This window comes from Microvirga sp. P4_G7, from assembly GCF_056401005.1.
This window is the reverse complement of the sequence record NZ_JBFUKD010000418.1, coordinates 1-3359: the sequence shown is the minus strand read 5'-3', so window position 1 is coordinate 3359 and position 3359 is coordinate 1. Positions and strand designations below refer to the sequence as shown.

Below are 3359 nucleotides of genomic sequence, written 5' to 3'. Positions count from 1 at the left end.
ACCTTGGTCATCATTGCGCGTGCGCGTTCTGTGCGCTCGGCGGACGACAGGTCGGTGTTGATGGCGAGCGGCTCCTCGAGAATGGCGCCCACTTTCTTGCGCGGGTTGAGCGAGCCGTACGGATTCTGGAAGACGAACTGCACGGTTCGGCGCAGCGTTTTGGCCATGCCGGCCGGCGGGTTCACGGCATCGTGCCCATCGATCAGAAGCCCACCCTCGGTCGGCTTCTCGATCAGCGTCACCATGCGCGCCAAGGTGGACTTGCCGCAGCCGGATTCGCCCACGACCGCGAGCGTCCGGCCCGGTTGGATCGTGAACGACACGCCGCCCACCGCCTGCAGCCGTCCCGGCTCCTTGAACAGACCGCGTTTGACTTCATAGACGCGTTTGAGGCCCTTGGCCTCGACGACGGGAGCACTCACGACGCGGCCTCCGCTCCAAGAGGGTGATCGGCATTGATCTCGGCGATTCTATTCGGGTCGCCGAGCGGATAATGGCAGCGGATCTGACCGCCGGCCCAGGGCCGAAGCTCCGGACGGACATTGCGCGAGTGTTCGGTCGCATACGCGCAGCGCGGCGAAAACAGACAACCCTTCGGCCGATCGTAGAGACCGGGAACGACGCCCGGAATGGTCGCGAGGCGCCCGCCTTCGCTGCGTTCCGGTAGGGCGGAAAGCAACGCCGCGGTGTAGGGATGCTGCGGCGACGCAAAAAGGTCGGCGGCAGCGCGTTCCTCCATGATCTGGCCCGCATACATCACCATGACGCGCTCGGCCGTTTCGGCCACGACGCCCATGTTGTGGGTGATCATCACGAGCGCCATGTTGCGCTCTTTCTGCAGGTTGACCAGGAGATCGAGAATCTGCGCCTGGATGGTCACGTCGAGCGCGGTGGTCGGCTCGTCGGCGATCAGCAGTTTCGGATTGCAGGCGATCGCCATCGCGATCATCACGCGCTGGTTCATGCCGCCCGACAATTGATGCGGGAACGCCGACAGCCGTCCTTCCGGGGACGGAATGCCGACCTGCTCGAGAAGTTCGATCGCCCGCCGCCGCGCGGCCTTGCGATCCATGTGCTCGTGCAATCGCAGGGTCTCTGTCAACTGGAAGCCGATGGTGAAGCACGGATTGAGGCTGGTCGTCGGCTCCTGGAAGATCATCGCGACGTCTTTACCCGTCAGCTTGCGGCGCTCACGGTCGGACATCGTCAGAAGATCGCGCCCGTTGAAGGACAGCTTGTCCGCCTTCACCCGGCCCGGGAAAGGAACGAGGCCCATGAGAGCGAGCATCGTGACGCTCTTGCCGGATCCCGATTCCCCGACGACGCCGAGGACTTCACCGACGTCGAGTTTCATGYTGACGCCGTCGACCGCCCGCATGATGCCGCCTTGCGTCGGAAACTCGACCGACAGATTTTCGATTTCGAGCAGAGCCATGATCAGCGCTTCAGTTTGGGATCGAGGGCGTCACGAAGGCCGTCGCCGAGAAGATTGAAGGCCAGCACCGTGATCAGGATCGCAAGACCCGGGAAGGTGACSACCCACCAGGCGCGCAGCACGAATTCACGCGCATCGGCGAGCATCGTGCCCCATTCGGGTGACGGAGGCTGCGCGCCGAGGCCGAGAAAGCCGAGCGCCGCAGCGTCGAGGATCGCGGTCGAGATGCCGAGGGAGGCCTGCACGATCAAGGGCGCGGTGCAATTCGGCAGCACCTCCTTGAACATCAGACGTATCGTGCCGGCGCCGCTGACGCGGGCGGCGGTGACGTAATCCTTCGACGTTTCCGTGATGACCGCGGCGCGCGCGAGGCGCACGTAATGCGGCAGGATCACCAGTGCGACGGCGAGCATCGAATTGACGAGGCCGGGGCCGAGCACCGCGACGATGACGATCGCCAGAAGCAGGCTCGGCATGGTCAGGATGATGTCCATCGCGCGCATGATGAAGATCTCGGTCAGGCCACGGGCAAAGCCCGCCACCAGACCCAGCACCGTTCCCAGAACGATGGAGATCGACACCACGATGACGCCGATCGCCAGCGACAGGCGCGAGCCGTAGATCAGACGCGAGAGAATGTCGCGGCCGATGGCGTCGGTGCCGAGCGGATAGGTGAGCAACCCGCCCTCCTGCCAGAACGGCGGCTTGAGCGCGACGGTGGTGTCCGTGAGATACGGCGAGTGTGGCGCGATCACGTCCGCCAAGAGGGCGACAAGGGCGACGGTGACGATCACGAACAGGCCGGCGACGGCGCCGCTGTTGGCGCTGAAATAGCCCCAGAATTCGCGGAGGGGGTGCGGCGGCGTGGCCGTGGGGACAGCGACGGCGGGCGCTTCTAGTGTTTCTGCGGTCATCGGTTGTGCCTGATGCGCGGATTGATGAGGCCATAGGTGAGATCGACAAGCAGGTTCACGCTCATGACGATCGCGCCGACGAGAAGCAATCCACCCTGAAGGACGGGGTAATCGCGACGGAAGATCGCCTCGATCAGCCATTTGCCGATGCCGGGCCAGGAAAAAATCGTCTCGGTGAGAATTGCGCCCGTGAACAGGACGCCGACCTGCAGGCCGATGACGGTGACGACGGGAATCAACGCATTGCGCAGGGCGTGCAGGGAAATGACGCGGAAGCGCGAAAGACCCTTCGCTTTGGCCGTGCGGATATAATCCTCGCCGAGAACTTCCAGCATCGCCGAGCGCGTCATGCGCGCGATCACCGCGAGCGGTACGGTTCCGAGGACGATGGTCGGCAGAACGAGGTGGCCGAGCGCGGACAGGAATGCGCCTTCATCTTCGGAATATAAGGAATCGATCAGGAGAAATCCGGTCGTCGGCTCGATGAAGTAGAGCACGTCGATGCGGCCGGAGACCGGCGTCCAACCGAGCTGAACCGAAAACACCAGGATGAGGATGAGACCCCACCAGAAGATCGGCATGGAATAACCGGCGAGGGAGACGCCCATCACGCCGTGATCGAAGATCGAATTTCGTCGCACCGCGGCGATGATGCCGGCGGGGATCCCGAGCACCAGCGCGAAAATGATCGCGCAGAGCGCCAGCTCGACCGTCGCCGGGAACAGCGTCTGGAACTCGCTGAGAACCGATTCCCGCGTGACGATGGACTTGCCGAGGTCGCCGTGCAGCACGCGCTCGATATAGTAGCCGTATTGCACGAGAAGGGGCTGATCGAGCCCGAAATCCTTCTTGAGCTGCTCATGGCGCGCGGCGTCGATGCCGCGCTCGCCGGCCATGGTCTCGATGGGATCACCGGGAACCAGGCGGATGAGAAAAAAGGCCAAGAATGTGATTCCGATGAAGGTCGGAATGATCAGACTGAAGCGGGTGAGGATGAAGCGCAGCATGGC

4 protein-coding genes are annotated in these 3359 nt (G+C 63.6%); all 4 read right to left on the bottom strand.

Going from position 1 to position 3359, the window contains the following annotated elements:
* Positions 1-422, bottom strand: a 422-nt coding sequence (locus tag AC1DT3_RS15645) for an ATP-binding cassette domain-containing protein (RefSeq protein ID WP_477466167.1), incomplete at its 3' end; no start/stop codon positions are given.
* Entirely contained in the window at positions 419-1435 is a 1017-nt protein-coding gene (locus tag AC1DT3_RS15640) for an ABC transporter ATP-binding protein (protein ID WP_477466166.1), read from the bottom strand. The genes AC1DT3_RS15645 and AC1DT3_RS15640, both read right to left, overlap by 4 nt.
* A 2-nt stretch (positions 1436-1437) precedes the next feature.
* Entirely contained in the window at positions 1438-2349 is a 912-nt protein-coding gene (locus AC1DT3_RS15635; RefSeq protein ID WP_477466165.1) for an ABC transporter permease subunit, read from the bottom strand.
* A complete protein-coding gene (locus AC1DT3_RS15630) occupies positions 2346-3356 on the bottom strand; it encodes an ABC transporter permease subunit (protein ID WP_477466168.1) in 1011 nt (336 codons plus the stop codon). The genes AC1DT3_RS15635 and AC1DT3_RS15630 overlap by 4 nt, the downstream gene beginning before the upstream one ends.
* Positions 3357-3359 lie beyond the last annotated feature (3 nt).